The sequence below is a fragment of the Nocardioides sp. cx-169 genome (assembly GCF_021083605.1).
GTDB lineage: Bacteria > Actinomycetota > Actinomycetes > Propionibacteriales > Nocardioidaceae > Nocardioides.
In genome coordinates this window covers 23,913-45,569 of the sequence record NZ_JAJNRO010000003.1, presented here as the reverse complement: position 1 = coordinate 45,569, position 21,657 = coordinate 23,913, and the positions used below count along the sequence as shown (strand labels likewise).

Below are 21,657 nucleotides of genomic sequence, written 5' to 3'. Positions count from 1 at the left end.
ATCTCCTTCCTAGGGTTCTGCTCAGCGGCCGCGACGCCAGACGACGACCGCCTGGCCGCTGTGGGTCTTGCGGAGCACGGGCAGCTTGTTGGGCGACGCGGGGCCCAACGGCGGGCCGGCGAGCGCCTGCCGCAGCGTGTCGCGGGTGCTCTCGAGCTCGGCGTGCAGCTCCTCGTTGCGCGCCGACAGCGCGGCCACCTGGTTCTCCAGCTCGAGGATCCGGCGTACCCCCTCGATGCCGATGCCCGCCGCGGTGAGCTCGGAGATCTCGCGGAGCCGCTCGATGTCCCGCGCGGAGTAGCGGCGCCCACCGCCGACCGTGCGCACGGGGTTGATGAGGCCCAGCCGCTCATAGGTGCGCAGCGTCTGGGGGTGCAGGCCGGTCAGCTCGGCGGCGACGCTGATGACGAAGACCGCGGCGTCGGGTCCGGGTACCGCGAACGGGTCGCGGGCGGCCATCACGAGCCCGCCTCGAAGAGGTTGGCCCGCAGCGGCTTGCTCGCCGTCGCCTCCCGGTAGGCCTCGACGGCCGCGCGAGCGGCCTCGTCGAGCACGGCCGGGACCTGGACCTCGACGGTCGCCAGCAGGTCGCCGTAGGTGCCGTCGGACTTGCGCGCCCCCTTGCCGCGGACCCGGAAGGTGCGCCCGTTGGGGGTGCCCGCCGGGATCTTGAGGGTGACCGGGGCGCCCCCCAGGGTGGGGATCTTGATCTCCGCGCCCAGCGCGGCCTCGTCGAAGGACACCGGCACCGTGAGCGTGAGGTTGTCGGCCTTGCGGGCGAAGATCCGGTGCGGCCTGACCTTGACGACCACGAACAGGTCCCCGGCCGGGCCGCCGTTCTCGCCCGCCCCGCCCTTGCCGCGCAGGCGGATGCGCTGGCCGTCCTTGACCCCGGCGGGGATCCGCGCCTGGATCGAGCGCGCCGACATCCCGCGCCCGCTGCCCTGACAGGTGGGGCACGGCTCGTCGTAGACGAGCTGGCGCCCGCCGCAGTGGGGGCAGGTCTCGTTCATGGAGAACGCGCCGCCCGCCGAGACGGTGACGTAGCCGGCGCCCTCGCACTGGGGGCAGATGTGCGGCTTCGTGCCCGGCTTGCCGCCGGTGCCCTGACAGTCGGGACAGGGGGCGTCGGAGGTGAGCCGCAGCGAGATCGTGACGCCGTCCATGGCGTCGGTGAAGCTGATCGTCGCGGTCGTCTCCACGTCGGCGCCCTTGGTCGGCCGCCGCGCCTGCTGGGTGCGGCGGCCACCTCCGAAGAGGTCACCGAACATGTCGCCGAAGCCGCCCCCTCCGCCGGCCCGGTCGCGGAGCAGGTCGTCGAGGTTGAACCCCCCCGCTCCGCCACCGAAGCCGCCACGGGCGCCCGAGCCGTAGAGCTCGCGCAGCTCGTCGTACTTCTTGCGCTTCTCGGTGTCGCCGACCACGTCGTAGGCCTCGGCGACCGCCTTGAACTTCTCGTGCTTGGCGGTGTCCCCGGGGTTGGAGTCGGGGTGGTTGGCGCGCGCGAGCTTGCGGTAGGCCTTCTTGATCTCGTCGGCCGTCGCGTCCTTCTTGACGCCCAGCACCTGGTAGAAGTCCTTCTGCGCCCAATCGGCGCGGACCCCCTCGTCACTCATCGCACACCTCCCTTCTCACTCCCCGTCGGTGGTGGGGCTCGTCGCCGGGTCGACCACGAGCACCTGCGCCGCGCGGACCACGCGGTCGCCGATCTTGTAGCCGGCCTTGGCGATCACCTTGCACGTCGTCACGGTGACCTCGGGGTCCTCCCCGATGTGGGAGAGGGCCTCGTGGACCGTCGGGTCGAACGGGTCGCCGACCTCGCCGAAGCGGATCAGGCCCAGGCCGGCCACGACCCGCTCCAGCTGCTCGGCCACGGCCTTGAAACCGCCGTCTAGCTCGCCGTGCTCGCGGGCCCGGTCGATGGTGTCGAGCACCTCGGTGATCGGCGCCAGCGCGGCGTAGGTCGCGTTCTCCCGGAGCAGGTCGCGGTCGCGCTCGACGCGGCGCTTGTAGTTGAGGAACTCGGCCTGCAGTCGCTGCAGGTCCGCGGTCCGCTCCGCCAAGGCCATCTGCGTCACGACCAGCTCGTCCTGCGAGATCACGTCGTCCTCGGCCCGGCCGGACTCGCCGGGCTCGCCGGCCGAGGCCGAGGAGGCGGCGCCATCGGCGACGGGCTCCTCCTCGACCTCGGTCTCGTTGGCCATCTCGGAGGCGGCGTCGCCGAAGGACTCGACCGGCTCCTCGTCGCGGTTCACGTGCGGGTCGCTCACTTGGACTGACCCTCGTCAGCCGGCCCCTCGTCGACGATCTCGGCGTCGACGACGTCGTCGTCGGCCTCGCCCGTCGAGCCGTCGGACCCACCGGCGGCGGCCTGCTCGGCCTCCGCGGCGGCGTACATGGCCGCGCCCATCTTCTGGCTGGACTCACCGAGCTTGGCCACGCCCGCGTTGAGGGTCTCGGCGGACGCCTCGGGGTCCTCCAGCAGCGTCTTCAGCGCGTCGACGTCGCCCTGGACCTCGGTCTTGACGTCCTCGGGCAGCTTCTCGGCGTTGTCGGCGAGGAACTTCTCGGTCGTGTAGACCAGCTGGTCGGCCTGGTTGCGGGCCTCGACGGCCTCGCGACGCTTGGCGTCCTCCTCGGCGTACTGCTCGGCCTCCTTGACCATGCGGTCGATCTCGTCCTTCGACAGCGCGGAGCCGCCGGAGATCGTCATCGACTGCTCCTTGCCGGAGCCCTGGTCCTTTGCGGACACGTGCACGATGCCGTTGGCGTCGATGTCGAAGGTGACCTCGATCTTCGGGATGCCGCGCGGCGCCGGGGGCAGGCCGGTGAGCTCGAAGTTGCCCAGCGGCTGGTTCTGCGACCACATCTGGCGCTCGCCCTGGGCCACCTTGATCTCGACCGAGGGCTGGTTGTCATCGGCGGTCGTGAAGATCTCCGAGCGCTTGGTCGGGATCGTGGTGTTGCGCTCGATCAGGGTGGTCATGACGCCGCCCTTGGTCTCGATCCCCAGCGACAGCGGGGTCACGTCGAGCAGCAGCACGTCCTTGACCTCGCCCTTGAGCACGCCGGCCTGGAGCGCGGCACCCACCGCGACGACCTCGTCGGGGTTGACGCCCTTGTTGGGCTGCTTGCCCCCGAGGAGCTCGGTCACCAGCTCGCTCACGGCGGGCATCCGGGTGGAGCCGCCGACGAGCACGACGTGGTCGATCTTGTCGATCGCGACGCCCCCGTCCTTGAGGACGTTCTGGAAGGGCGCCTTGGTGCGGTCGAGCAGGTCCGCGGTCATCTTCTGGAACTCGCTGCGGGTCAGCCGCTCCTCGAAGTGCAGCGGGCCGGACTCGCCGTGGGTGATGTAGGGCAGGTGGATCGTGGTCTCGCTCGAGGAGGACAGCTCGATCTTCGCCTTCTCGGCGGCCTCCTGGAGGCGCTGCTTGGCGATCTTGTCGGCCGCGAGGTCGACGCCGTTGTTGTCCTTGAACTTCTTGACCATCCACTCCACGACGCGGTTGTCCCAGTCGTCACCGCCGAGGTGGTTGTCTCCCGAGGTCGCCTTGACCTCGACGACGCCCTCGCCGATCTCGAGCAGGGACACGTCGAACGTGCCGCCACCGAGGTCGAAGACCAGGATCGTCTGGTCGTCACCCTTGTCGAGGCCGTAGGCGAGCGCGGCCGCGGTGGGCTCGTTGACGATGCGGCTCACGTTGAGGCCCGCGATCTCGCCGGCCTCCTTGGTGGCCTGGCGCTGCGCGTCGGAGAAGTACGCCGGAACGGTGATGACCGCGTCGGTCACCGGCTCCCCGAGGTAGGCCTCCGCGTCCCGCTTCAGCTTCTGCAGCACGAACGCGCTGATCTGCTGGGGGGTGAAGTCCTTGTCGTCGATCCGCTGCTTCCAGTCGGTGCCCATGTGGCGCTTGACCGAGCGGATGGTGCGGTCCACGTTGGTGACCGCCTGGCGCTTCGCGACCTCGCCGACCAGCACCTCGCCGGACTTCGCGAAGGCGACGACCGACGGAGTGGTGCGGGCACCTTCCGCGTTGGCGATGACGGTGGGCTCGCCACCCTCGAGGACCGCAACGACGCTGTTCGTCGTCCCGAGGTCGATGCCGACAGCACGTGCCATGAGTTGTACCTCCGTGATGAGGCCCCGGAGGGCCTGGGTTGAAGACTTGTGGGTCTAAGTCTGGCAGGTAAATTGAGTCGTCTCAACTCAAGTTCCAGTCACCTGCTCAACAGAGGTGACGGCACAGGTGTTCCCGGCTTGCGGATTTTTCTGTCCTAGCCGCCGTAGGGGTACGCCCGCCCGGCGGGTCCATCCGGAAGAGATGGCTCGCCCCACCGTCGCGCGCAGCCCCGCGTCGTCCAGATCGGCGCACTTCCACGCGAACGTCGCGCGCTGGCCCTCCCACGAGCCCAGCAACGTGTCGGCCTCGGTCCCGTGGCTCCGGGTAGCCCATGCTCCGCACGCAAGAGCGCGGCGCCGACGGTCAGGCGGTGTCGGTGAGGTCGAGGGTGCCGTGTCGGGTGCGGACGAACCGTTGGCCGTGGGGTTCGGCCCAGAGAAAGGTCCCGGGGCCGAGGAGTTGGTATCGCCAGCCGGCGTGGGTCTTGAGGCGGTGGTGATGTCGACACAGGGCGGCGAGATTGCACTCGCAGGTCGGCCCGCCACTGTCGTAGGGCGTGATGTGGTCGAGGTCGCAGGACCGGGCCGGGCGCGTGCACCAGGGGAACACGCAGGTCCGGTCGCGCAGGCGGACCTTCTCCGCGGTCAGCGGGGAGGGGGCGTAGGGGTCGGGGCCGGTGGGCTGCGCGTGGTGGCGGGTGCCGTCGCAGTGGTCGTTGAGGTCGATGACGGGGCGGACGGTGACGAACCGGTCGTCGCGGGCGAGCCACTCGTGCACGGTGTCGACGAGCCAGGTGTGACCCTGCTCGTCGGCGACGACGGGGTCGCAGCCCAGGGGCGCGTCGTCGCCCAGGTGGAGGTAGGCCACGATGCCCTTGGTCGGCACGGGCGCCTCGTCGCCGTTGATCAGGGCGAGGGCGCGGGCGGGGTCGGCGAGGATGCCGATCGCCATCGCGCGGCGTATGTCGAGGGGCTCGGTGCAGCCGTCACGCCGCAGCGCGGCGGCCACCAGCGAGAGTGCGCGGTCGAAGTCCTTGAGGTCGGTCCAATCGGCGCGCAGGGTCATCTCGGCGACGCCGGTGTGGTTGAGGGAGTCCTCGTGCAGGGTGGCGTGGCGGCGGTCGAGGGCGTCGAGCTGCTCGGCCTCGCGCTGCTCTGGATAGAGACGCAGCATCGCCTCGTCCAGGAGCCTGTCCAGCATGGTGGCGCCGACCTGGTGGGCGCGGTCGGCGACCTCCAGGTCGAGGTAGGCGGCCACGTCGGCGGGCTTGCCGAGCACGGCCTGGGCGATGCGACGGGCGCGCCAGACGGGGACCTCGCCGGCGAGCACGCGGGCGTGGACGCGTGGCAGGCGGTGGGCCAGGATCAGGGCGTCGCGCAGGTAGGCCTTGCCGGCGCTGGTGGTCATCTGGTTGGCCGCGGCGAACGCGGCCGGGGCGTCCCAGGCCAGGCGCGGGATCCCGAACCACTCCAGCTCCTCGGGCTCGCTCAGGTCCTCGAGGGCTGGTGCGCCGTCGTCGTAGGCGCCGCGCTTGCGGGCGGCGTGCCAGGTGTCGTCGGCGGGGTCCTCGAGGTGGGTGTGGGCCCAGGCCACGCCGAGTCGCAGGAGGTCGACCTCGGCGGCGTCGGCACGGGCCCGGGTCTCGCGGACGGCGGCGATCAGGTCCTCGGGCGCGCCTGCGCCATCGGCGCTCGGCCGGCGGGCGTCGAGGTGCGCGAGGAACATGGTCCATACTAACCGAACGTATGTTCGTACATCAAGAGTCCCTGAAGAGGAAGTCGCACCTCGACCACCGAGGGGCGCGCGAGGGCAGGATGGGGGGATGAGGTGGGCGTGGGTGGTCATGGTGGTGGCGCTGTCCGGCTGCACGAGCCAGACCGAGCCCGAGGCCGAGCCGTCTCCGGCGGCCCGCTCCGCAGGCACCGGCTCCACCAGCCCGTCGCCCACAGCCTCGCCCACACCCACTCCCACGCCGCAACCGCTCGTGACGCCCGACGACCTGGACGTCAGCACCGCGGCGCGCGCGGTGCGGCACCTGGCGGGCGAGATCGGGCCGCGGCCCGGGACGACCCCGGCGTACTTCCGGGCGGCCGCGTGGGTCGAGCGCCGCTTCACCGCGAGCGGGTGGCGGGTGGAGCGGCAGCGCTTTCCCACACCGGCGGGCTACTCGTGGAACGGGCCGGTCGAGGCGGGGCCCTCGGTGAACCTCATCGCCACGCACGGCACACCGCGGCCGGGGCGGCCGTGGCTGCTGGTCGGCGCCCACCTCGACACCGTGGTGGACGCGCCGGGCGCGGAGGACAACGCGTCGGGGGTCGGGGTCCTGCTCGCGGTCGCCGAGGCCCTCCAGGACACTCGCAGCCGGCTGCCCGTGGTGCTCGTCGCGTTCGGCTCCGAGGAGCCCCGCGGCGAGGGCGACGCCCACCACCACTACGGCTCACGCGCCTACGTCGCCTCCCTCACCACGCAGCAGCGGCGCAGCCTCGCCGGGATGGTCTCACTGGACCGGGTCGGTGTGGGAGAGGTGCTACCGGTCGGCAGCCCCGCCGAGCCCAACGCGCTGACCGACCAGCTCGTCGCCGCGGCGCGCAGGGCGGGGGTGGAGACGGTCCTCGACCCGTTCCAGACGTCCAGTGACCACTGGTCGTTCGTGCGCGAGGGGCTGCCGGGCGCCCGCCTCGGCAGCACGCCGTACGCCGCCTACCACGACCGCACCGACACCCCCGAGGTCGTGCAGCGCGCCCAGCTCGAGCGGACCGCACGCACGGTGCTCGCCTGGCTGGGGTGAGGCCTCAGCGCGAGGCGCGCCAGAGGCCAAGGCCGACGTCGACCAGGCTCACGCGCGGCAGGCCGGCGACCTCGGCCAACGGGATCCACCGCGCCTCGTCGGTGCTGCCGTCGACCTCGGGAGTCAGCTCCCCGCCGACGATGCGCGCCTCGTAGACCACCCGCACCGCCTTCATCGGCCGGTCGGTGTCGGCGATGCGGCGCTCGACGGGGATCACGTAGGAGTCCACCCCGAGCAGCGCGCCCAGCTCCACGTCGTAGCCGGTCTCTTCGCGGACCTCCCGCACCGCGCCCGCGGCGGCCTGCTCCTCGAGGTCGACGCCGCCGCCGGGCAGCGTCCAGCGCTTCTCCTCACCCTCGTTCCACAGGGCGAGGAGGACCCGGTCGCGGTCGTCGACGATGACCGCGTAGGCCGCAAGCCGGGTGTCGTACTCGGTGTAGTGCACACCCCATCATGGAATACGACGGCGCCCCACCGGGTATTCGGCCTCCTATGAGCGTCCCGACGATCACCCTCAACAACCAGACCACCATCCCCCAGCTCGGTTTCGGCGTCTTCCAGGTCCCGCCGGCGGAGACGGCGGCCACGGTCGCCACGGCCATCTCGGTCGGCTACCGCCACCTCGACACGGCGCAGATGTACGGCAACGAGGAGGGCGTGGGGCAGGGCATCGCCGCCTCCGGGATCCCACGCGAGGAGCTCTACGTCACCACCAAGCTCAACAACAACAACCACCGGCCCGACGACGTGCGGCGCAGCTTCGAGGAGTCGTTCGAGCGACTCGGCTTGGACTACATCGACCTGTTCCTCATCCACTGGCCGCTGCCCACGCGCTACGACGGCGACTACGTCTCGACGTGGAAGGCCATGACCGAGCTGACGCAGGACGGCCGGCTGCGCTCCGTGGGCGTCTCCAACTTCCACCCCGAGCACCTCGACCGGATCATCGACGCGACGGGGGTCCTGCCCGCCGTCAACCAGATCGAGGCCCACCCCTACCTGCCCAACGACGAGGTCCGGGCCGCCTCGCACGAGCGCGGGATCACCGTCGAGGCCTGGTCACCCATCGCCCAGGGCAAGGTCATGGACGACGAGGTGATCCAGAGGCTCGCCCAGCGCCACGGCAAGACGCCCTCACAGGTGACGCTGCGCTGGCACATCGAGCGCGGGGACGTGGTCTTCCCCAAGTCGATGCACGAGGAGCGGATGCGCGAGAACTTCGAGATCTTCGACTTCCAGCTCTCCCCGGACGAGGTCGAGGCCATCCGCCGCCTCGACCAGGGCGAGGCCGGCCGCATCGGCCCCAACCCCGAGACGATGGACTGGATCCCGAGCTGAGCTCGGCTCGGTCAGATCAGCGGATCGTCACGCGGATCTCGTTGGAGGCCTCGCCGCTGTCGGTGTCGACGACGCGGAAGCGGTTCTTGCCCAGCTGGCTGGTCTGGATGTAGGTCGTGAACGTCTCGTTGCTCACCGAGGCCGTGACCGGGAAGATCCCCCAGTCGTCGCCCTCCCACTGCTGCACCTGCAGGATCGCGCCCTCGCCGTCGGGGTAGGTGCCCCGCAGGTAGATCCGCTCCATGGATCCGACCTCGGAGGCGTCGGAGGTCAGCGAGATCGCGGTCTCCGGCTCCTCCGACTTGCTCGACGGTGGAGGGCCTCCCTCTCCCCCGGGGTCCGGGGCCAGCGTGATCTGCGGGCCGGTGTCGCGCTCGGTGGGCGAGGGGGTCGGCAGGTACATCGTCTCGCCGCCCCCACCGCTGCTGCCATCGCTCGTGGCGCTGTCGCCGTCCAGGCCGACCAGCCTCTTCACCAGGAGCGCGCCACCGCCGAGGATCAGGCCGACGGCGAGCGCCACGGCGACCAGGGCGACGAGACCCTCCAGGACGGGGCGCCCCTCGCGCGGGGTTGGTTCTTCGTCAGCCACGTACGGTCTCCCCTGGATGGTGGTGCGGTGCGCCCATTGTCGGGGACCGGGTCAAGGGGACCACACGACCCCGCCGCCTCGGGTCTCAGCCGGCCCCGATCACAGGCCGCGCTTCCACACGACCTCCTCGCGCAGGCGCTCGCTGCGCCAACCGCCCGGCGTGCGCACCAGCGCGTGGTGGTAGATCCCACCGAGCTCGACGATCCGCTCGCCGCCGGCGCCGTCGCTCATCGGCATCGGGTTGTGGAAGTACGCCACGCAGGCGGCGGCGTCCCCGTCGATCCGGATGTCGAGCTGGCCGAGCGTGTGCATGCGCTGCGGGAAGAAGGCCGGCAGCACCTCGGCCAGCCACGCCTTGACCTCCGGGTACGCCCCGGCGATCCCGCCCGACTGCGTGTAGTCGATCTGCGCGCCGGGCGTGAACACCGTGTCGAGGCGATCCCAGTCGCCGGTGTCGATGGCACGCGTGTAGCGAGTCAGTACGTCGCTGATCTCGGCCCGGTCGCAGAGCGTCTGGAGGTCCACGACGGCACTCTGGCACAGAACTGGAACACGTTCTACTCTGTGGCTCATGAGGTTCACCTACGCCGAGGCCATGACCCAGGCGAAGTTCTACGCCCCGCTGGCCCAGGCGGCGGAGGCCGCCGGCTACACGAGCATGACCGTGGCCGACAGCCTGATCTACCCGAAGAGCTCCGACTCCCGCTACCCCTACACCGACACCGGCGACCGGGCGTTCCTCGAGGACAAGGAGTTCATCGAGACCATGGTGCTGTGCGCGCACCTGTTCGCGGTGACGACCACGCTGCGGCTCACGCCGTTCGTGCTCAAGCTGCCGGTGCGCCCGCCGGTCCTGGTCGCCAAGCAGGCCTCGTCGCTGGCCTTCCTCTCCGACAACCGCCTCGGCCTGGGCGTCGGCATCTCGCCGTGGCCCGAGGACTTCGCCAACCTGGGAGTCGACTGGGCCCGTCGCGGCAAGCGCATGGACGAGTGCATGGACATCCTGCGCGGCCTCACCGCGGGAGAGTTCTTCTCCTACGACGGCGACTTCTACACGATCGACGAGCTCAAGCAGACCCCCGGCGCCAGCAAGCCGATCCCGCTGCTCGTGGGCGGCCACGTCGACAACGCCCTGCGACGCGCGGTGCTCAAGGGCGACGGATGGATGCACGCCGGCGGCGACGGCGAGGAGCTCGACCGGCTACTCACCCGCCTCGCCGAGATCCGCCGGGAAGAGGAGGACACGCGCGACGACTTCGAGGTGCATGTCATCTCCTACGACGCCTACGACCTCGACGGCGTCAAGCGCCTCGAGGACAAGGGCGTCACCGACTGCATCGTCGGCTTCCGCGTGCCCTACGTCATGGGGCCGGACCCCGAGCCCCTGCAGGACAAGATCGACCACCTGAACCGCTACGCCGACCAGATCATCGGCAAGGTCGGCGATGTCTGAGTCGCTCGGCCTGACGACGGTCCTGCAGGACGCGATCGCGGAGGCGGAGGAGCTGGTCGCCAACGCCCCGTTCATCCGCACCGAGCAGGACCGGCTGGAGGGCTACGACTACCTGGCCGGGCGGATCCGGATGGCCATGCAGACGGCGTTCGACTACGACCTCGAGCGGCCGCTGTTCCTCAACCCGACCCACCAGTTCTCCCGACAGGGCCTGGACAACCCCGACGCGATCTACCTCCACGCCTACCTGCGCGAGGGGGTGGAGTACGTCGTGCGCGGTCGGCGCGGCACGAGCGCCGACCTGTCCTTCCAGGTCATGGGCGGCGCCTACACCGCCGACTCCGCGGCCACCTCGCTGCTGGCCTTCGACGATCGCGAGCTCGAGATCGGCGACGACGGGACGTTCGAGTTCACCTACGTCGCCGAGCCCGGGGCCACGACGATGATCGTCCGGGAGGTGTTCAACGACTGGGACACCGAGGAGCGGGGGCTGCTCGCCATCGAGCGCCCCGACCGACTCGGGCGACCGGCCCGGCCGCTGACCCAGGACCTGCTGCGCAAGCAGTACGAGGTCGCGGCGCGCAGCCTGGTCGGCAGCATCCAGACCTGGTTCGCGTTCCCGCAGTTCTTCCAGTACCAGGAGCCGGTCAACACCCTGACCGCGCCGCAGTCCACCCCGGGCGGTCTGGCGTCGCAGCGCTCGTCGATCGGCCACTACGGGCTGGCCGAGGACGAGGCGCTGGTGGTCACGGTGCCGGAGTGCACCGACTGCAGCTACCAGGGCATCCAGATCGGCTCGGACTGGTACGCCTCGACCGACTACGAGACCCACCAGACCTCGCTGACCAAGGCGCAGGCCGTGACCGACCCGGACGGCAAGATGCGCTTCGTCATCTCCGAGCGCTCCCCCGCCGGCGAGGGCGGCGCGATCGCCAACTGGCTCGAGACCACCGGCCACCGGACCGGCTCGATGATGCTGCGTTGGCAGCGCCTCGAGCGCGACCTCACCCAGGACGCCGATGGCCCGACCGTCGAGCGCGTCCCGCTCGCCGACGTGGTGGACCGGCTCCCGCACTACATGCCCATCACCCCCGAGGAGTACGCCGCGCGCGTCACCGCACGCCAGCGCTCCGTCGCCCGAAGGATGATCAGTTGAGCCAGGACCTGGGCCTCGCAGCCGCGCACGACACCTCGATCGAGGAGCGCTACACCCCGGCACCCCTGCTGAGGGGCAAGGTCCTCGTGATCTCCGGCATCGGTCCCGGACTCGGCCGGTCGCTGGCCGAGGAGGCCGCCAGGATGGGCGCCGATCTGGTGATCGCCAGCCGGACCGAGTCCCGCCTGCGAGCACTCCAGGAGGAGCTCGAGGCCCACGGGGGCACGGTCGTCAGCGTGGTCACCGACGTGACCGACGAGGGCTCGCGCGTCCAGCTGCGTGACCGGACCCTCGAGGCGCTCGGCCGCGTCGACTGCCTCATCAACAACGCGTTCACCATCCCGCCGATGGACCCGATCACCCAGATCGAGCCCCGCAGGCTGGCGAAGGTCAACGAGACCAACGTCTTCGCCCCCCTGCGGCTCTCGGCGCTCTTCGCCGACGCCCTGTCGGAGAGCAGGGGGTCGATCATCATGCTCAACTCCTGCGTCTCGTTCAGCTCCCAGCCCGAGTACGCCGGCTACAAGCTGTCCAAGGGGGCGCTGGAGCACCTCGCGTCGTCGCTGGCCACCGAGCTGGGGCCGCGCGGCATCCGGGTCAACAGCGTCGCGCCGTCCTACATCTACGAGGACGTCAACCGCGGCTACTTCGACTACCTCGCCGCCGTCGAGGACAAGACCCACGAGGAGGTCTACGCCGAGCGGGCCGCGCCCACCGACCTCAAGCGGCTGGCCTCGCCGCAGGAGGTGGCGCGGGCCACGCTCTTCCTCGCCAGCGACCTGGCCTCCGCGGTCACCGGGCAGATGCTGAGCGTCGACTGCGGCGAATTCCACCGCTGACATGAGCGACAACGTCATGGCGCGCGAGCGGCCCGACGTCGGCTCGTACGACGACATCGTCGCGGCCGCCGTGCGGACCACCGGACTGTCGGACTTCGGGGGCAGCGCGCACGAGGAGGGGCTGCGGGTCCTGGTCGAGGACCTGGCCTCGGCGGAGGCGGGGCTGACGCCGCGCGGCAACTACTTCCAGCGCTCGGAGGTGAAGTCGGCACTGGTCGGGGCGCTGCTCACCCAGGCCCAGCTCGCCGCCCACCCCGAGCACGCCGACGTGCCCATCGAGCGGCCGGTGTTCGTCATGGGGCTGCCACGCACCGGCACGACCGCGCTGCACCGGCTGCTGCACGCGGACCCTGCGGCGCAGGGGCTGGAGATGTGGCTGACGCAGTACCCGCAGCCGCGACCGCCACGCGAGACCTGGGAGGCAGACCCGATCTTCACCGCGATGCAGGAGGCCTTCGCGGCCCACCATGTCGAGGCGCCGGAGTTCATGGGCATCCACTACATCGATGCCACCACGGTCGAGGAGTGCTGGCGGCTGCTGCGTCAGACGGGCAAGTCCCACTCCTACGAGTCGCTGGCCCACGTCCCGCGCTACACCGCCTGGCTGGCCGAGCAGGACTGGACCGACGCCTACGCGCGTCACAGGGCGAACCTCCAGCTCGTCGGGCTCCACGACCCCGACAAGCGGTGGGTGCTCAAGAACCCCTCGCACATGACGGCGCTCGACGCGCTGATGGCCGTCTACCCGGATGCCTTGGTCGTCTACACCCACCGCGACCCCGTCGTGTGCCTCGCCTCGTCCTGCTCGCTGTCGGCCGAGACCACGGCCGGCCACTCGACGACGTACGTCGGCGACGTGATCGGCCGGACCCAGCTGGACCTGTGGTCGCGAGCCTTCCACGCCTTCCACGACGCGCGACCGACCTACGACCAGGCGCAGTTCGCCGACGTCGCCTTCACCGACCTGGTCTCCGACCCGCTCGGCACGATGCGCGGCGTCTACGAGCGCTTCGACCTCGACTGGACCCCGCAGGCCCAGACGGCGATCACCGAGATCGACCGCGAGTCGAGGTCGGGCTCCGCCAAGCCGTCCCACCGCTACGACCTCGCCGACTACGGCCTGGACGAGGCTCAGGTGCGTCAGGCCTTCGACCGCTGACGCTCCCGTCCACAGACGGCGCGGGCCCCGGTTTGCGGGGTACGCCGTCGCGAGCAGCCTCCGGGCATGTTCACCACCACCACCCAGCCCCATGTCCGCCGCTGACCTCGAGATCGCGCTGCCGCCGTCGTGGCCGCAGCGCGCCGACCCCGACCACGGCGTGCTCGTGACCGCCCGCGCGCCGTCGCTGCCCGCCAGCGGCGTGCGCCCCGAGCTCACGCTCGCCTGCGTCCCGGTCGACCTCCCGCTCGAGGAGTGGCGCGCCGAGGCGATGCGCGAGCTCGAGGCCCGACTGGAGGACTTCGACCTCGAGGACGACGACGAGTTCGACCTCTTCGGCCACGACGTGGCCTATCGGCGCTTCGCGCACCGGCTCGGCACCGCCGACCTGCTCTGTGACCAGTGGGCGTGGCGGGTCGGGTCCGTGGGGGTGACCCTCACCTGCTCGGTCGCCCGGGAGGACTACTGGGACTACTGCGACGTGTTCGAGGCGATCGCCGAGACCGTCGACGTCACCCCGCTCGCCGCGTGACCCGGATCGGCGCGCCCCGGCGCGGCACGCTGGTGATGTTGCGGACTCGCGGCTCGTCGGAGCCGAGCGCCTCGACGGCGTACGCGGAGAACACCTCGCGCAGCACGGCGACGCCCTCCATGAGCGAGAAGCCGGCGCCGATGCAGCGCCGGGCACCACCGCCGAAGGGGATCCAGGTGTGGGGCGGCGGGTTGGCGCCGACGAAGCGATCGGGCCGGAAGGCCTCCGGGTCACCGAACGCCTCGGAGCGCTGGTGGCTGACGATGATCGACGGGCCCACGGTCGTGCCGGCCGGGAGCTCGAGCCCGCCGATGGTGGCGGGCCGCATCAGGGTGCGCACGACCATGGGGATGACCGGGTGCAGGCGCATCGACTCCTTGAGCACGGCCTCCAGCCACGCGTCGCCGTCGGCGTCGGCCGCGTCGGCGGCCGCCTGCGTGCGCGCGAGCAGCGTGGGGTCCCGGCCCACCTCGTAGAGGGCCCACGACAGGGCCGTGGCGGTCGTCTCGTGGCCGGCCAGCAGCAGCGTGACGAGCTGATCGCGCAGCTCGGTGTCGCTCAGTCGGTCACTGGGGGCGCCGGCCTCGTCGGCGCCGGCCACGATCAGCCGCGAGAGTACGTCGGTCCGCTCGGCGAGGTCGGGGGCGAGGCGGCGCTCGCGGATCTCGGCGTACATGAGCCGGTCCAGCGCGTACTGGTTGTCGACCGTGCGCTTCCACGGGCCGTAGCGCTGCAGCCGCGGGTAGCCCCAGCCGAGCAGGATCGCAGGGCTGATGTCGACCGTGGCGTTGACGCACGGGCGCAGTCGCGCCAGCCGCTCCTCGTCGGTGACGCCGAAGACCACCCGCAAGATGACCTCCAGCGTGAGCGCGTTCATCCGGTCGAGCGAGCGGAGCTCCGCGCCGTCGCGCCAGCCGGCCACCTCCGCGCGCGCCAGCTCCCCCACCAGCGTGCGGTACTCGCGCAGGGCCTGCCCGTGGAACGCCGGCATCAGCAGTCGGCGCGCCCGCTGGTGCTCCAGGGAGTCCTGCAGCAGCAGCGAGTGCCTGCCCATGACGGGACCGAGGATCGCGTTGCCCTTGCCGGCGTGGAAGACCTCCGGGTCGGCGGCGAAGATCTCGCGGATGTGCTCCGGCCTGGTGAAGAGCACCAGCGGCCTGCCGGCGGGCACGAGCCGGATCGTGTAGACGCCCCCGAACCGGCGCGCGAGGTAGGGGTGGAACCAGTGCCGCAGTCGCATCAGCGCGACGCTCTGCACCAGCGCCGGCCAGCGAGGGCCCGGCGGCAGCAGGGAGGGGTCGACCCTCGGCAGCGCGCCGCGGCCGCCGGAGCTCATCTTGCGGAAGCGCCGGGCGGTGAGCTCGGAGACGTCGTCGTGGAGGACCACCCTCGCCATGCTACGAGCGCGTCAACCCCCGGAGGCCAGGGCGCGGAAGCGCTCGAGCGCCGCCGGCATCCCCAGCTCCTCGCGGAGCTCGGGGTGGTCCAGGTAGAGACGGCACAGCCCCAGGACGGCGTCCGGGTCGCTCGCGAGCTTCTCCGCGTCCAGCGTCGGCGAGGAGGTGCGCGCCCCGGGCCCGAGCGGGTTCTCGCCATCGAAGCGGCCCGGCTCCACGTCGAAGGACAGCCAGTTGTGGATGGGGTCCTCGGGCGTGGGGACCAGGTCGGTCCAGCCGCGGTGCCGGGTCCAGTGCGGCCACACGCCGCGCACCGCCTCCCAGCCGAACGACATCTGCTGCGCCTGGGTGCGCAGCACGATGCGCGTGGGCGTCAGCAGGATGCCCTTGGACGGCGTCAGCCGGCTGCGGACGCCGCCGTACGCGCCGACGAGCATGAGCAGGCCGAACAGCAGGAGGAACAGCGAGATCACGACCATGAGGACGTGGTCGCCGGTGCTGCCGTCGAGGCCCTCGGTGAACGCGAACACCGGGACCAGCAACAGCAGCAGCCCGAAGACCAGCATCGCGAGGATGCTGACGACGCGCACCCCGTGCACCGGCAGCAGCGTGCCCCGACCCTCGGGCCCGTCGTACGTCGTGGGGGCGAGGCGTCGCCGGGAGTTGTCGAACGGGAGCGCCGCGACCGCTGCGGCGAGCACGAGCAGCAGCACCGCGGCCCAGACCTTGCCGTCGACCAGCGCCTGGACGGCGGCGGCGGTCAGCATCGCCGCCACCAGGAGCGCGCCGACCAGCAGCAGGTAGCGCCGCCGCGGGCGCAGGTGCCAGCCCGCGCCGGAGTCGTTGAAGGTCAACGGGGTGGGTGCCTGGGTCACGGACCCTTACTACCCGTCCCGCCGCCCGCTCACACGAGCGACCTACGCTCGTGAGGTGCGCCCCTCTCTCCGAGCCCGGCTGCTGTCGGTGCTGGCCGTCGTCCCGCTCGTGCTCACCCTCGCCACCGTCCCGGCCCCCGCGGCCCCCCGGGCCGACTCGCGGGCCGACTCACGGGCCGGCAGCGCCGACACCCTCTTCCCGTCGCTGGGTCACTCCGGCTACGACGTCCGTCACTACGACGTCAGCCTCGACTACTTCCCCGCGACGAACCGCCTCAAGGCGCGCACCCGGATCCGGGCCGTCGCCACCACCCGGCTGCGGTCCTTCGCGCTCGACCTCGTCGGGATGCGGGTCCGCGCGGTGCGCGTCGGCGGCGCTGCTGCCCGCTGGCACCGGCGGGGGCAGCAGCTGGTCGTCGTCCCGCGCGCGCCGGTGCGGGGCCGCTTCACCGTGGTCGTCGAGTACGCCGGGGTGCCGCGGACCTACTTCGACGCCGACGGCTCGAAAGAGGGCTGGGTGCCCACGAAGGACGGCGCCATCGCCTTGGGCGAGCCCGTCGGCACGATGACCTGGATCCCCTCGAACAACACCCCCCGCGACAAGGCGCGCTACACCTTCCGGGTCACCGTGCCGCGCGGCGTGCAGGCGGTCGCCAACGGCAACCTCGCGCGCCGGGCGCGGCACGGCGCGCGCACCACGTGGACCTGGCAGGCGCGCGACCCGATGGCGACGTACCTGGCGATGGTCGCGGTCGGGCGCTTCAAGGTCTACCGCTCGACGGCCCGCTCGATCACCGGCCGCAAGGTCCCGGTGTGGACCTTCGCCGACCCCCGGCACGACGTGCCGCTCTCGGTGCGGCGGGCGCTGCCCCGGGTGATGCGCTTCGAGGAGCGGCTGTTCGGGCCGTACCCGTTCACCTCCACCGGCATGGTCGTCGACGACGCCGACGTGGGCTACGCGCTCGAGACCCAGACCCGGCCCTTCTACCCCTTCGACGTGGACTCCGGGACGCTCGTGCACGAGATGGCCCACCAGTGGTACGGCGACTCGGTCGGCTTCCGCGACTGGCACGACATCTGGCTGGCCGAGGGCTTCGCGACGTACGCCGAGTGGCTGTGGGGCGAGGCGCAGGGCGAGGAGGGCCCGGCGGAGCGGTTCGACGCGCTGTACGCCAGGCCGGCCTCCGCGCCGCTGTGGCGCCCGGCGCCCACGCAGTTCACCGGCCCCCAGGACCTGTTCGGCGACCCCGTCTACCTGCGCGGCGCGATGACGCTGCAGGCGCTGCGCGAGCGGATCGGCGACGCGGACTTCTTCGCCTTCCTCAAGACCTGGGCCCGGACCCACCGCCACGGCACCGCGAGCACCGCCCAGCTGGTCGCCGTCGCCGAGCGAGTGTCGGGCGAGCAGCTCGACGCGCTGTTCGCCGACTGGCTCGAGCTGGACGGCAGGCCTGCGGGCTACTAGTCGAGGAGGCCGCGGCGACGGGCGATCGCGGCGGCCTCGGTGCGGCCGGCGGCACCCAGCTTGCCGAGGATGTTCGAGACGTGCACCGAGACCGTCTTGGCGCTGATGAAGAGCAGCTTGGCGATCTCGCCGTTGCTCCGGCCGTCGGCCACGAGCGCGAGGATCTCGCGCTCCCGGGCCGTCAAGGCGTCCGGGACCGACTCCGTGCGCTGCGGCACGCCACCCAGGTCGCGCAGCTCGTCGAGCAGCGGCTGCGCGCCGAGCGCGTGGGCGGTCTCCCGCGCCAGGTCGCCGACCTCACGGGCACCGGCCACGTCGCCGGCCGCCCGGAGGATGCCGGCGAGGGCGACCTGACACGCGGCCCGCTCGTGGACGTGGCCGAAGGCGTCGAACAGCGCCACCGCCTCACGCCAGCTCTCGACCAGCGTCTCCTGGGGCGGCGGGTCGACCCCCGCCAGCCAGTGCGCCCGCAGGGCCTCCGCCTCGAGCCGCTTGACCCAGGCGCGGCCCTCCGGACCCCAGTGGCCCGAAGGGTCGGTGTAGCGGTCGAGGACCGTGCGGCCGTCCTCGGCGAGGCGGTCGACGCGGGCGGCGTACCGCTCGCGCTCGACGGCGCTGAGCCGCGGCAGCGCGGCGGCCACCCCGGCGACCGCCACCGCGGCCAGGCGGATCCGGGCGCTGAACCAGCCGCGCCAGATCCGGCTCAGCACCTCCACGACGTCGTCGTAGACCGCGAGCACGGCGGCCGCGTCGGCGCGCCGCGTGGCGGCCACCATCTCGAGCGCCGCGGCGTGGATCGCGACCGAGCCCTCCCGCGACCAGAGCGTGCGCAGCCTCGCGGCCTCGGCGGCGACGTCGGCGCCGCGCGCCTGCTGCACGTGGAGACGCTCGGTGAGCAGCATCCCCTGCGGGATCGGGGGCGGGTGGGGGTCCGGCACCTCGGTGAGGCGGAGGACCTCGTCCCACTCGCCGCGGGTGAGGTGCACCATCGCGAGCTGGTAGCGCGACTCGAAGGCGTACGGCGCCCAGGGCAGGCCGGCCTCCGCGGCCCGCTCGATCGCGGAGGCGAACCACGCCACGGAGTCGTCGAACTCGGCCCAGTCCTGGAAGGAGCGGCCGAGGAAGAACCGTCCGCGCAGCTCGGCGTGGACCGCGCCGGCCTCCTGGGCACGGACGACCGCCTCGTCAAGGGCCGCCCGGAGGCCCTCCTTGGGGCCGGCCTTCTTCAGCCCGCCGAGGGTGGTGATCGCGTCGGAGGCGAGCTCGTGGAGGTCCAGCCTCTCGGCAAGCCCCAGCGCGTCCATCCCCACCGCCTGGGCCTCGTCGTAGCGTCCGGAGGCGGCGAGGATCCGCGCGTGCGTGGCCAGGACCCGAGCGCGCAGCGGGCTCTCGCCCTCTGGTGCGAGCTCGACGGCCCGCGCCGAGAGCGCGGTCGGGTCGTGCTCTGACTCGGTGACGTAGAGGGCGTTGGCCTGGGCGCTGAGCATCCGGGCGCGACCGGCGTCGCTCGCGTCGGCCGGGAGGCGGTCGAGCTGCTCCTGGATGACGGCCACCGCCCGCTCCGGGTCGCCGCTGGCGGTCAGGGCGTCGGCGGTCGCCACGACCAGCTTGGTGAGGTCCAGGTCGGCGTCGGCGCTCCGGGCGGGGTCGGCGAGCAGCTCGAGTGCCTGCTGGAAGTGGTAGGCCGCCTCGTCCGGGCCGCCGACGGTCGAGGCCTCGTCGCCGGCGCGGATGCTCGCGCTGAGCGCGGTGTCGAGGTCGTTGGCGAGGCGGGCGTGACGCGCCAGCTCCGCGGCGGTGCCGCGGGCGCGTCCCTCGCTGAGCGCCACGGCGTACTGCCGGTGCAGCCGCACCCGCTCGCCGGGCAGCAGGTCGTCGTAGACGGCCTCCCCGAGCAGCGCGTGGCGGAACGCGTAGCGGCCGTGCTCGGCCACCAGGACGTTCATCTCCACCGCCCCGCGCAGGCCCTCCTCCAGCGCCTCGGCTTCAAGCCCCGACGCGGCCTCGAGCATGTCGTGGGCGACCCGGCGACCGCTCGCGCTGGCGGCGCGGACGACCTGCCGCGCCGACTCGTCGAGCCGGTCCAGGCGGACCAGCAGGACGTCGGCGAGGTCGGCGGGCACCCAGTTGCCGGGCTGGGCCGCGGCACTGGTGAGCTCCTCCACGAAGAAGGCGTTGCCCTCGGCCCGGTCCACGATGTCGGCGAGCTCGCGCTCGCCCAGCCCTTCCGGGACGAGCTGCCCCACCAGGGCACGTACGGCGTCGTCTCCCAGCGGGGCGAGCGCCATCCGGTCGACCCCGCGCAGGCGCGACCACTCCGCGACCTGACGGCGCAGCGGGTGGCGGCGGTGCAGGTCGTCGGAGCGGTACGACGCCACGATCGCGACCGGCGCGTCGAAGGGGCGGGAGAACAGGAAGCCGAGCATGTCGCGGGTGGAGCGGTCGGCCCAGTGCGCGTCCTCGATGACCAGCAGCAGCGGACAGTGCTCCGCGGCCGCCTCGAGCAGCGCGTGGACGGCGCCGAACAGGTCGGCGCGATCGAGCGAGTGCCCCTCGCCGGCGGCGGCCGCGGAGAGCACGCGGCGGCCGGGTTGGAGTCGCCCCAGGGCCGGATGGGCGGCGGCGACGGAGCCGACGACGTCGGCCAGGTCCGTGGCGAGGCGGCCGAGGACCTCGGAGAAGGGCAGGTAGGGCAGCGCGCTGTCGCCGAAGTCGAGGCAGTGCCCGGCGACCACCTGCCAGCCCTCGGCGAGGGCGAGGTCGCGCAGCTCGAGCAGCAGCCGGGTCTTGCCGACCCCCGCGTCGCCGGAGAGCAGCACGATCCCGCCGCCGGGCCGCGCCACCGTGTCGACCGGCGGGCCGGACGCACGGACGCCGAGCGACGAAGCGAGCTCCGTCAGCTCGGCGTCGCGGCCGACCAGGGTGGTGCTGGGGTGCGGCATGGGCTCATTCTGGCTCACCTCAGGGCCCACCTCAGCCGCCGAGCTCGGTCCTCCCCGCGGGGCGGCGTACGAACGGGCGCCGGGTCCGGCGCGGGCGGCGGCGCGCCATGCCGCGGCGGATCCGCTCGGCGCGGTAGTCGGTCTCGGCCTGGACGAAGATGGTGTAGTCCATGGTGTGTGTCTCCTCAGGGTCTCTGGCTCTTCGGTGAGACGAGACTCGCTCCCTGAGGTAGGCCCGCACATCGGGCAGGTGCCTTAGATCGGCTCGGCGGCTACCTCAGCCGCGGCGGCCGTGTCGGCGCGCAGGGTGAGCCACAGGCTGAGGCCCAGGTAGTAGACGAGGTAGGCCACCGACCCGGCCACGACGAGGGAGTGCGGGTCCGGCAGCTCGGCCACGATGACGGCGTACGCCGCGAACCACAGCACGGTGAGCACGAAGGTCAGCTGCCACAGCGCCTCGGTGCGGGAGGGGTAGACGTAGCGGATCGGGACGAACACCAGCACCGTGCAGATCAGCAAGATCGCCGCGGTCGCGTCCGTGCCCAGGCCCGTGGCGACGACGTAGAACGCGACGATGTTCCAGTAGCTCGGGAAGCCCAGGAAGAAGTGCTCGCCGGCCACGACCGGCTTGGCGTCGGTGCGGCAGAACTGCACGCACGAGGCGAGCAGCGGCACCACCGCGCAGATCCCGCCGAAGAGTCCCTCGGGCAGGTAGCCGTTGGCCCACAGCAGCGCCATCGGCGCCAGCACGTAGGTCATGTAGTCGACGATGTTGTCGAGCAGCGCGCCGTCGAAGCCGGGCACCAGCTCCTTGACCCGGAACCGCCTGGCGAGGATCCCGTCGCTTCCGTCCACCACCATCGCGGCGAGGAACAGCCACAGCACGGTCTCGACGTCGCCGCGGTAGGAGTAGTGGACCATCAACAGCGCCAGCACCGAGCCGCTCGCCGTGTAGGCGTGGACTGCGTAGGCGGCCAGCTTGGCGCCGGACATGAGCGGA

General features: G+C 72.1%; 21 protein-coding genes. 8 read left to right on the top strand and 13 right to left on the bottom strand.

Annotation, left to right across the window (positions count from 1 at the left end; translation table 11 throughout):
* Positions 1 to 21: 21 nt before the first annotated feature.
* The 5 genes from LRP67_RS04720 to LRP67_RS04700 form a co-directional block, all read right to left on the bottom strand.
* Positions 22 to 459 (bottom strand): heat shock protein transcriptional repressor HspR, encoded by a 438-nt coding sequence (locus tag LRP67_RS04720; RefSeq protein ID WP_231269218.1) that lies wholly within the window; start codon positions 457 to 459, stop codon positions 22 to 24.
* Positions 459 to 1,616 carry a molecular chaperone DnaJ gene (gene dnaJ / locus LRP67_RS04715; protein WP_231269043.1) on the bottom strand — a complete coding sequence of 386 codons (1,158 nt, stop codon included), beginning with the start codon at positions 1,614 to 1,616 and terminating at the stop codon, positions 459 to 461. Before dnaJ ends, LRP67_RS04720 begins: the two co-directional genes overlap by 1 nt.
* Positions 1,617 to 1,631: 15 nt before the next feature.
* Entirely contained in the window at positions 1,632 to 2,270 is a 639-nt protein-coding gene (gene grpE / locus LRP67_RS04710; protein ID WP_231269042.1) for a nucleotide exchange factor GrpE, read from the bottom strand.
* Positions 2,267 to 4,123, bottom strand: coding sequence for a molecular chaperone DnaK (gene dnaK, locus LRP67_RS04705; RefSeq protein ID WP_231269041.1), 1,857 nt, complete (start codon positions 4,121 to 4,123; stop codon positions 2,267 to 2,269). Before dnaK ends, grpE begins: the two co-directional genes overlap by 4 nt.
* A 364-nt stretch (positions 4,124 to 4,487) precedes the next feature.
* Positions 4,488 to 5,849 (bottom strand): HNH endonuclease signature motif containing protein, encoded by a 1,362-nt coding sequence (locus LRP67_RS04700; protein ID WP_231269040.1) that lies wholly within the window; start codon positions 5,847 to 5,849, stop codon positions 4,488 to 4,490.
* Between the two features lie 97 nt (positions 5,850 to 5,946).
* Between LRP67_RS04700 and LRP67_RS04695 the strand changes: the two genes are divergently transcribed.
* A complete protein-coding gene (locus LRP67_RS04695; protein ID WP_231269039.1) occupies positions 5,947 to 6,912 on the top strand; it encodes a M28 family metallopeptidase in 966 nt (321 codons plus the stop codon).
* Between the two features lie 4 nt (positions 6,913 to 6,916).
* Here the strand turns inward: LRP67_RS04695 and LRP67_RS04690 are convergent, their stop codons facing one another.
* Positions 6,917 to 7,357, bottom strand: a complete 441-nt coding sequence (locus tag LRP67_RS04690; protein ID WP_231269038.1) for an NUDIX hydrolase — start codon at positions 7,355 to 7,357, stop codon at positions 6,917 to 6,919.
* Between the two features lie 47 nt (positions 7,358 to 7,404).
* Here LRP67_RS04690 and LRP67_RS04685 point away from each other — a divergent pair, with 47 nt between their 5' ends.
* Positions 7,405 to 8,250: an aldo/keto reductase gene (locus tag LRP67_RS04685; RefSeq protein ID WP_231269037.1), complete on the top strand. Its 846-nt coding sequence runs from the start codon at positions 7,405 to 7,407 to the stop codon at positions 8,248 to 8,250.
* A 16-nt stretch (positions 8,251 to 8,266) separates the two neighbouring features.
* Here the strand turns inward: LRP67_RS04685 and LRP67_RS04680 are convergent, their stop codons facing one another.
* Entirely contained in the window at positions 8,267 to 8,839 is a 573-nt protein-coding gene (locus LRP67_RS04680) for a hypothetical protein (RefSeq protein WP_231269036.1), read from the bottom strand.
* Between the two features lie 99 nt (positions 8,840 to 8,938).
* Entirely contained in the window at positions 8,939 to 9,364 is a 426-nt protein-coding gene (locus tag LRP67_RS04675; protein ID WP_231269035.1) for a nuclear transport factor 2 family protein, read from the bottom strand.
* Positions 9,365 to 9,410: 46 nt separating this feature from the next.
* Here LRP67_RS04675 and LRP67_RS04670 point away from each other — a divergent pair, with 46 nt between their 5' ends.
* From LRP67_RS04670 to LRP67_RS04650, 5 genes are all read left to right on the top strand, one after another.
* A complete protein-coding gene (locus LRP67_RS04670) occupies positions 9,411 to 10,292 on the top strand; it encodes a TIGR03619 family F420-dependent LLM class oxidoreductase (protein WP_231269034.1) in 882 nt (293 codons plus the stop codon).
* Entirely contained in the window at positions 10,285 to 11,448 is a 1,164-nt protein-coding gene (locus LRP67_RS04665) for a hypothetical protein (RefSeq protein WP_231269033.1), read from the top strand. The genes LRP67_RS04670 and LRP67_RS04665 overlap by 8 nt, the downstream gene beginning before the upstream one ends.
* On the top strand, positions 11,445 to 12,287 hold the full coding sequence (locus LRP67_RS04660; RefSeq protein WP_231269032.1) for an SDR family oxidoreductase: 843 nt from the start codon (positions 11,445 to 11,447) through the stop codon (positions 12,285 to 12,287). Before LRP67_RS04665 ends, LRP67_RS04660 begins: the two co-directional genes overlap by 4 nt.
* A gap of 1 nt (position 12,288) precedes the next feature.
* A complete protein-coding gene (locus LRP67_RS04655; protein WP_231269031.1) occupies positions 12,289 to 13,446 on the top strand; it encodes a sulfotransferase in 1,158 nt (385 codons plus the stop codon).
* A gap of 91 nt (positions 13,447 to 13,537) precedes the next feature.
* Positions 13,538 to 13,978 (top strand): hypothetical protein, encoded by a 441-nt coding sequence (locus tag LRP67_RS04650; protein WP_231269030.1) that lies wholly within the window; start codon positions 13,538 to 13,540, stop codon positions 13,976 to 13,978.
* On the opposite strand, the gene LRP67_RS04645 is transcribed toward LRP67_RS04650, so the two are convergent.
* Both LRP67_RS04645 and LRP67_RS04640 read right to left on the bottom strand, forming a co-directional pair.
* Positions 13,959 to 15,365 (bottom strand): cytochrome P450, encoded by a 1,407-nt coding sequence (locus LRP67_RS04645; RefSeq protein WP_231269029.1) that lies wholly within the window; start codon positions 15,363 to 15,365, stop codon positions 13,959 to 13,961. The two genes, LRP67_RS04650 and LRP67_RS04645, sit on opposite strands and share 20 nt — an antisense overlap.
* A gap of 21 nt (positions 15,366 to 15,386) precedes the next feature.
* Positions 15,387 to 16,250 carry a hypothetical protein gene (locus LRP67_RS04640; protein WP_231269028.1) on the bottom strand — a complete coding sequence of 288 codons (864 nt, stop codon included), beginning with the start codon at positions 16,248 to 16,250 and terminating at the stop codon, positions 15,387 to 15,389.
* 55 nt (positions 16,251 to 16,305) lie between these two features.
* Between LRP67_RS04640 and LRP67_RS04635 the strand changes: the two genes are divergently transcribed.
* Positions 16,306 to 17,715, top strand: a complete 1,410-nt coding sequence (locus LRP67_RS04635) for a M1 family metallopeptidase (protein WP_231269027.1) — start codon at positions 16,306 to 16,308, stop codon at positions 17,713 to 17,715.
* On the opposite strand, the gene LRP67_RS04630 is transcribed toward LRP67_RS04635, so the two are convergent.
* The 3 genes from LRP67_RS04630 to LRP67_RS04620 form a co-directional block, all read right to left on the bottom strand.
* Complete coding sequence (locus tag LRP67_RS04630) at positions 17,712 to 20,657, bottom strand: helix-turn-helix transcriptional regulator (RefSeq protein WP_231269026.1); 2,946 nt, start codon at positions 20,655 to 20,657, stop codon at positions 17,712 to 17,714. The genes LRP67_RS04635 and LRP67_RS04630 overlap by 4 nt on opposite strands.
* Positions 20,658 to 20,688: 31 nt before the next feature.
* A complete protein-coding gene (locus tag LRP67_RS04625; RefSeq protein ID WP_231269025.1) occupies positions 20,689 to 20,829 on the bottom strand; it encodes a hypothetical protein in 141 nt (46 codons plus the stop codon).
* Between the two features lie 83 nt (positions 20,830 to 20,912).
* A complete protein-coding gene (locus LRP67_RS04620) occupies positions 20,913 to 21,650 on the bottom strand; it encodes a phosphatidylcholine/phosphatidylserine synthase (RefSeq protein ID WP_231269024.1) in 738 nt (245 codons plus the stop codon).
* Positions 21,651 to 21,657 lie beyond the last annotated feature (7 nt).

Bases quoted from the DNA above. Each gene is read 5' to 3' on its own strand.
- LRP67_RS04720 (WP_231269218.1), bottom strand. From the start codon at position 459: ATGGCCGCCCGCGACCCGTTCGCGGTACCCGGACCCGACGCCGCGGTC.
- dnaJ (WP_231269043.1), bottom strand. From the start codon at position 1,616: ATGAGTGACGAGGGGGTCCGCGCCGATTGGGCGCAGAAGGACTTCTAC.
- dnaK (WP_231269041.1), bottom strand. From the start codon at position 4,123: ATGGCACGTGCTGTCGGCATCGACCTCGGGACGACGAACAGCGTCGTT.
- LRP67_RS04700 (WP_231269040.1), bottom strand. From the start codon at position 5,849: ATGTTCCTCGCGCACCTCGACGCCCGCCGGCCGAGCGCCGATGGCGCA.
- LRP67_RS04695 (WP_231269039.1), top strand. From the start codon at position 5,947: ATGAGGTGGGCGTGGGTGGTCATGGTGGTGGCGCTGTCCGGCTGCACG.
- LRP67_RS04685 (WP_231269037.1), top strand. From the start codon at position 7,405: ATGAGCGTCCCGACGATCACCCTCAACAACCAGACCACCATCCCCCAG.
- LRP67_RS04670 (WP_231269034.1), top strand. From the start codon at position 9,411: ATGAGGTTCACCTACGCCGAGGCCATGACCCAGGCGAAGTTCTACGCC.
- LRP67_RS04665 (WP_231269033.1), top strand. From the start codon at position 10,285: ATGTCTGAGTCGCTCGGCCTGACGACGGTCCTGCAGGACGCGATCGCG.
- LRP67_RS04655 (WP_231269031.1), top strand. From the start codon at position 12,289: ATGAGCGACAACGTCATGGCGCGCGAGCGGCCCGACGTCGGCTCGTAC.
- LRP67_RS04650 (WP_231269030.1), top strand. From the start codon at position 13,538: ATGTCCGCCGCTGACCTCGAGATCGCGCTGCCGCCGTCGTGGCCGCAG.
- LRP67_RS04630 (WP_231269026.1), bottom strand. From the start codon at position 20,657: ATGCCGCACCCCAGCACCACCCTGGTCGGCCGCGACGCCGAGCTGACG.
- LRP67_RS04625 (WP_231269025.1), bottom strand. From the start codon at position 20,829: ATGGACTACACCATCTTCGTCCAGGCCGAGACCGACTACCGCGCCGAG.
- LRP67_RS04620 (WP_231269024.1), bottom strand. From the start codon at position 21,650: ATGTCCGGCGCCAAGCTGGCCGCCTACGCAGTCCACGCCTACACGGCG.